This is a genomic window from Elusimicrobiaceae bacterium, from assembly GCA_017528825.1.
Lineage (GTDB): Bacteria > Elusimicrobiota > Elusimicrobia > Elusimicrobiales > Elusimicrobiaceae > Avelusimicrobium.
Window position 1 is genome coordinate 1 of sequence record JAFXOI010000030.1, and the last position, 6,797, is coordinate 6,797.

Genomic DNA, 6,797 nt, shown 5'->3' on the forward strand with positions numbered 1-6,797 from the left:
AGAAAAAAAAGATTCTATTATTAATAGTGTGCACCTTGGGGTAGAATATCAAGGCAAGCTGCCCCAAAAAGCCACGCAATTTCATGCCGGCGCGACGGTGGGGGGTAATTTATACACCGAAAATCCGAGCCATAATAATTATGTAGATGCGGCTGGTAATATTGGACTACAGGGGGAAAAGTTGGCCTTAGAAGAATCTATTTTATATACTTCTGAGCCGGCAGACAGTTCGTTAACGGCACGTACCAAACGTCTCAACAATACAGTTTCTGTATCATATCAAACCTCACACAAAAGAAAAATTAGTTTCGGCGTATCTTTGCAAGATCTGTTCGACCGGTATTTTGCCCGTGATATGAAGTATTTAAACCGCAACCGGGTCAATGCGGCCGCACAACTGTTTTATAATTTTACGCCGCGCACCTATGCATTTGTGGAATATATGTTTTCAGATATTGTATATCAGGGCAATCAAGAGAATAATTCTATTTCCCATAGTGCCGCTTTAGGACTGACTAAAAAACTCAGTGGGAAAGTAACCGGTACGGCTAAAATTACTTATGACGCGCGCCGCTATTCCCATAAAATACCTCACGCAGATAATGAGCCGGATTTAGTTGGTTATTATGCAGAAATTTTATGGAAACCCACTTCGCGCGATCTTATCAGTTTATCTGGAGAGCGTAGCATGGAAGAAACTTTGTATGGAACAAACCGTTATTTTATTGATACGTTTATATCTGTCTATATGCGCCATCAGTTGAACGCCAAATGGGCAGGCTCTATGGTGGTAGGGTGGGAAGATTTGCGCTATACCAAAGCAGTTACCACCCATAAACGCCACGACAGTTTATATACTGTGCGCCCCAGCCTAGAATATAACTTTAAACAGTGGCTGATTGGCAGTGTATGGTATCAATACCGCATCCGCAGTTCTAATGAAAAGTGGCCCGATTATGTCAGTAACAAAATAGGCTGCAATCTAAAAGTAATTTTCTAATCACACAGAAAATCCCTCAGTTAAGCTGAGGGATTTTGATATAAGGGATTTTTTATTTGTATTGATAGTAGCGGTAATGTTTATAATAACCGTATTTGGCGTAGGAAAACCCTTCTTGGCGGTGCTGGCCAATGACCGCTCCTAACAATTTGATATCGGCCTTGTGCAATTTATCTAAAGCAGACATAGCCAACTTGGCGGAAGTTCTGCCATATTGAATTAAAAAGACCGCACGTGGAATATACCGTCCCCATAACATAGTATCCGATACAGGCAAAATGGCCGGACAATCCACAATCACTTGATCATAATTTCCTTGAGCCCATTGTAAAAATTGGGGGATTCTGACAGAGTTGAGTAGCTCGGCCGGATTAGGGGGGCGTTGGCCGGACGTCATCACAGACAGAGAAGATACCCCGACAACCGGTTGTATATTGTAGGAAAAATCAGCTTTGGCTGCGTCAGCGGCCCAGATGTTGCTGAGTCCTTTATCTAAAGAAAGGCGGAATAATTTGTGCAGTCTAGAGCGGCGCAAATCGCCATCTACCAGTAATACTTTTTTACCGGTTTGTGCCAGAGCTACCGCCAAATTGGCAGATAAATGGCTTTTGCCTTCGCCGTGTGTAGAGCTGGTAATTAAAATCGGTGCATTGGGTTGATCTGAGAGTGAAAAACCTAACATGGTGCGGATATTACGTATATTTTCCGCGTGTAAAGAGTTGCCCTCTTGCAGTAAAGAGGCATATTCTATATCTCGTTTTTTGCCATGAATGAAGGGAATAAACCCTAAAAACGGAAGACCGAGTTTTTCTTCCAAATCTTGGGAAGATTTAATACTTTGGTCTATAAATTCTAACCCAAATACAATCAGTAGCCCCAACACGCCACCGGCCATAGCCCCTAAAATTAAATTGATTAATTTTCGCGGGCGCACCGGCCTTAACGGGACAATTGCCGGGTCAATAATACGTATATTATTGCCGGAAAATTGACCGGAAAGCTCAATTTTAATACTTTGCACTAAGCGACTGGTTTCGTTGGCAATTTGTTCATTGACGGTTTTAAGTTGATTATTGACGGAAATTAGTTCCGGATGTTTGGAAGTATATTTGGCAGATAATTGCGCTTTTTGGCTTTCCAGCAGAGCGGCTTGATGTTTTAATGATTTAATAAAATCACTATTGACCACTTGCGGCATAGAATTTAATAATTCTTGTTCAGCGTCGCTATTTTCCGAATTTTCTAGCGCTTTAATGACGTCTTTACCCATAGAAATACGATTGCTGATATTTTCCGCCACATAGGTTTCGGCTACCGCGTTGGCCACTTCGGCCGCTACTTGCGGGTCATAGGCGTGGATGCCAATGTTGACTAATCGGCTGCGCGTAATAGGCGTGACGACCAAAGCCCCATGCAATTTCCCTACCCCGTTGGGATTGGCAAATTGTTCATATTTGTTTAAGTCCAGCGATTGGTACACTCTTTCTAATAAAGAGCGGCTTTCAATGAGGCGGTATTGGGTGCGGTAATAATCTTCTTCGCTCATAAAAGAACCATAGGTGCGTTGATCAATTTTACCGGCGTCTTCTTGGTTAATCATTACCAACGCAGTGGCTTCATATACCGGGCGTATTAAATAGTTAGCCACTATCGCTCCGGCCAGACCGCAAATAACTAATCCTACGATCAGCCACATACGCTTGAAAATCATATTGATGATTTCCGTTACATCAAATTCATCAGCTTGTATAAAAGAAGAAGTTGTCATAGTCTAAAACATACTCTGTGGAACAAACACCACATCTCCCGGCAATAAGGGGACATCTAACGATTTGTTCCCTTGTTTGGTAATTTGGGCCACATCTACATCTAAAGCGATTTGTTTTCCCTCTTGCAAGCGCAAAATACGTACTTTAGACGTGTTGGCAATATCGGTAAACCCACCTACCGACGTAATCGCTTCCAAAACAGTGAGTTGTTTCTCGGGCGGGATTTGTATAGCGGCCGGTTTTTGTACTTGGCCCAATACATAGACGGTTTTATTGCCATATTCCGTTACTAAAATAGACACTTGCGGATTTTTGATGTATTTGGTGAGCGCTCTGACTAAAGCATTTTGCGCGTCTTCAATAGACAAACCGCCTAATTTAAGAGTGCCTACTAACGGAAAAGTAATGCGTCCTGTGCTATTAATACGTAAGGTGCGTTGCATGCTTTCTTCTTGAAATACCTGAATTTCAATTAGATCGCCCGGTTGCAAGCGGTATGATTGAGACGAGCGCATTTGTTGTAAATTTTGTAATACTTCTTGTGTGTTAATCGTTTGAGCATTATCTGCAGAAGTACGTATGGGAGCACTGCTGCTACATGCGGCGAGGAGTAATGTATTGACTAAAATATAAGTAAGCAATCTCTTCATATCTTATATTTTACAAAATTAGTGAGAATTTTGACTGTTTTGGGCGCGCAAATAGAGCATAGATAATTCCGGCTCTTTGGGATAGCGGCGCAGAAATTGTATGGCTACGTCGTTGGCCTCTTGCACTAAGGCTTGACGTTGGGGGGCATCTGCTGTTTGAGCGGCGGCATTGAGGCATGCATTTCCTAAACGTACGGCATAGCGCGGAGAAGGATAATAAGACAAAGCCTGACGGTACAAAGCTAATTTGCCCGGCACACGCAAGCCATAGCTAAATAACACATTGCGCCAGGCCATCGTCTTACAGGTAGGGATATAGATTATACCAATACATAAGCACGCCATAATAATACACACCGCACGGGACAGTTGTAGGTGATATAACTGATGTTTATCATAAGTGGGTGCGGTTAAAGCCCCCAGACAAATAAAAAACAAAAACGCATTTGCCGGAATAAAGAAATGAAAATCCACCAGACTACCGACACTCATCACCCCCAGCGCGGTAAAGCAAGCGGTAAAAAGAGGACGTTTGGTAGGGGGTAACTGCCGCAATCGTTTAAGAGCTAGCAAGATAAACCAACCTATTGCCAGCAAAATGGGGAGTGTTCCTACGATACCGACGCTTAATAATAATTCCAGCCAGTCATTGTGTAAGCGTTCTATATATTGGTCCAACGGATAGGCCGTATATGCCGGAATTACCACCGGTAAAGCTCCCGTCCCAATGCCCCATATCGGATATTGTTGCAAGGCCTCTGCGGCGGCCTGATAGAGCATTTGGCGTACTTGGGTAGAGGTGCCTTCGGAGCGTTGGGCAAAGGCACTGATTTGTGGAATATGTGTGCTAATCAACGTGATAGCCACCAATAAGGCAACCGTCGTCCAAATCAGGCCGCGTCTGCGTCTGATGGGGTGTCTTTTGAGCGTGGCAAAATGAAGATACGCATATAAAAAAATACCGGTTAATAAAGCTAACATCCCGCCTCTGGAGCGCGTCATAATGGTAGAAAAAGTTAAAAACACAAAACTACCTGCCCATAGCCAACTAGATAAGGTAATACGGGATAGTGGGGAGTAACGTGCTGTGTTTTTTTTAAGTAAAGAAGTAAAAAATAAACCTAAAGATAGAATAGCCCCAAACGCAAAAAAGACCGCCGCATGATTGCGATTTAAAAACGGTCCAATACCTCCGCGCACGTCTGCCAAACGGAAAATATATTCTCCGTTAGGCAGACCCCATGCACAAAAGGCCACCAGTAGTTGAACCCCTACCAATAAACTCAGCAATAGTTTAATAAGCTTGTGTTGTGTAAACAACACTCCTACCAGTACAATAGCTAATATATAGGTGGCAAATACAGAGGCAAACTCTAAACTGTACAGCGGCATCATAGAGATAGGGTGCCAAGGAACAGGTTGAAAAATATTGCTTGCCAAACAGGCTTGTAAAATAGATAAAATAAGTAAAAAAAGAGCCGCTCCGCAGGCCACTTGTGTCAAACGGGTATAGAGGAAAACTTTTGGGCCGGAAATCCAATACAATAACCAAATGACCACCAAGCCACCTTGTAGAATAGAAAAAGCCCATGGCTCTGCCCCGGCAAATGCAAACGGGACAAAGAGCGTAAGCAATATAAATATAATTCTCAAAAAGACAAGCATAAAAATATTTTATAAAATTCTCTAAGGGACTTATGAATATTTTATTTATTTGTCATGCCAATTTGTGCCGCAGTGTATTAGCACAGGTACTTTTAAAAAAATACATGCCACAGGCCACGGTATGGTCTTGCGGCTTGTATGCCAATCCGCAACAACATCTTCCGCAATTTGTAGAAAAATATCTCTCTCAACAAGGTCTCTCTGCCAGCCATATCAAACCCATACAACTCACAGAGCAAGACTTAAAACAAGCGGACTGGATTTTTTGCATGGAGCCGCAACAACTGGAACAATTAACCGATCAATATGCCCCTTACATAGATAAAATGTGGCTACTTAATGAATTTGTTTATGGAGAAGAAACCGCTATACAAGATCCGATGGGCCTAGAGGAAAAAGCATTTTTTAAACAGGCTTCTCTGTTAGAACAGACTATTGAAAAATGCGCTCAAAAACTCCGTTCCGGTTCTGCCAAATTGGTGCAGGTGTAGAGTTTGTGATGAACGGGGCAAACCACCAGATGAACGCCGTATCTACTTACCCTTTTTACATTTTCGGCTCTTGGGACCAATCTGCACCCTCTAAAGAAGACCTGCCGTTCAAAGGCGATACTGTTGTTGGCAATGATGTGTGGATTGGGCAAAACTCCACAATACTCCCATGCGTGCATATTGGCGATGGGGCGATTATCGGTCTAAACAGCGTGGTAACTAGAGACGTGTCACCTTACACCATTGTGGCCGGAAACCCTACCAAAACCGTCAGAAAACGCTTTGATGATGAACTCATTGACCTGCTACTCAAACTTAAATGGTGGGACAAGAGCATAGAAGAAATCAATGCACTTATTCCGCTTCTCTCTTGTAGTGATTTAGCCAAAGTAAAGCAAGAAATTAAACCCCTTGTGCATTAAAGCTACCCCGCCTGCTTTTGGACACTATAATTTAGTGTTTCGGTTGGTCCGTATTAACTTCTACCACATTTAATGCATAATCGCCCATTTTCTCAAAACTGGTCAAAATGTCTGCGTAAAGCGTGAGTCCCGCTGGAGAGATTTGATTCTTGGTAAAGTCATTGGATGTTTTCTCTTCACGCAATTCATGTCGCATATCATTTAGCACGTCTTCTTGCTCACGGGCGTATGCTAAAACTTCTGCTTTATCCAACTGTGAAGTAGGCAAGATAGTGGAACGCATGTGTTTGATAATCTTACGCACTTGTTGTCCAATGGTTTCCAATCGTTCGTAATCTTGTGTATTAAATGCTTTCATGTTATGTGCTTTGGTTAACAGTTTGGCAATACGTTCCCCATGGTCGGCTATTTTTTCCAAATAAGTTGTTTGGTCCAAGAGCCGCATGATTTCGTTTACCATGTCGCGGGAAAGTTGCTCGTGGGTCAAGTTCTTTAAAAACTCTGTGATTTTGTATTCTAATACATCGCTGGCCTTTTCTTGTGCATAGATGTCTTGTATCAGACGATCAAACATATTATTGGAATCGGCTTTGAGCGCATGGAGTAATTTAGATACAATGGAACTGGCCATACCGGCCATAATATCTATTTCTTTACGTGCCGCACCGATGAATAATTCCGGCGTCGTGGTAACCCCTACTTTTAAGTAGCGTAGTTCGGTTTGGTTTTGTTCGTTACGTTGGACAGGCAAGAGAAATAAAATCAGTTTTTCAAACGGTTTTATAAACATAAGCATAATA

Annotated in this window: 7 protein-coding genes; 3 read left to right on the top strand and 4 right to left on the bottom strand. The window is 42.5% G+C overall.

Annotation, left to right across the window (positions count from 1 at the left end; translation table 11 throughout):
- A partial coding sequence (locus tag IKN49_05525) for an outer membrane beta-barrel protein (protein ID MBR3632496.1) occupies positions 1–1,000 on the top strand: 1,000 nt, incomplete at its 5' end.
- A gap of 52 nt (positions 1,001–1,052) precedes the next feature.
- Here the strand turns inward: IKN49_05525 and IKN49_05530 are convergent.
- Genes IKN49_05530 through IKN49_05540 form a run of 3 tightly spaced genes read right to left on the bottom strand, consistent with a single transcriptional unit; the run spans position 1,053 to position 5,084 of the window.
- Positions 1,053–2,768 carry a polysaccharide biosynthesis tyrosine autokinase gene (locus IKN49_05530; GenBank protein MBR3632497.1) on the bottom strand — a complete coding sequence of 572 codons (1,716 nt, stop codon included), beginning with the start codon at positions 2,766–2,768 and terminating at the stop codon, positions 1,053–1,055.
- A 3-nt stretch (positions 2,769–2,771) separates the two neighbouring features.
- Complete coding sequence (locus IKN49_05535) at positions 2,772–3,419, bottom strand: polysaccharide biosynthesis/export family protein (GenBank protein MBR3632498.1); 648 nt, start codon at positions 3,417–3,419, stop codon at positions 2,772–2,774.
- Between the two features lie 18 nt (positions 3,420–3,437).
- Positions 3,438–5,084, bottom strand: a complete 1,647-nt coding sequence (locus tag IKN49_05540; protein ID MBR3632499.1) for an O-antigen ligase family protein — start codon at positions 5,082–5,084, stop codon at positions 3,438–3,440.
- Positions 5,085–5,116: 32 nt separating this feature from the next.
- Between IKN49_05540 and IKN49_05545 the strand changes: the two genes are divergently transcribed.
- Both IKN49_05545 and IKN49_05550 read left to right on the top strand, forming a co-directional pair.
- On the top strand, positions 5,117–5,575 hold the full coding sequence (locus IKN49_05545) for a hypothetical protein (protein ID MBR3632500.1): 459 nt from the start codon (positions 5,117–5,119) through the stop codon (positions 5,573–5,575).
- Positions 5,576–5,604: 29 nt separating this feature from the next.
- Positions 5,605–5,997 (top strand): CatB-related O-acetyltransferase, encoded by a 393-nt coding sequence (locus IKN49_05550; protein MBR3632501.1) that lies wholly within the window; start codon positions 5,605–5,607, stop codon positions 5,995–5,997.
- A 31-nt stretch (positions 5,998–6,028) separates the two neighbouring features.
- Here the strand turns inward: IKN49_05550 and IKN49_05555 are convergent.
- On the bottom strand, positions 6,029–6,797 hold a 769-nt coding region (locus tag IKN49_05555; protein ID MBR3632502.1), incomplete at its 5' end, for a Na/Pi cotransporter family protein.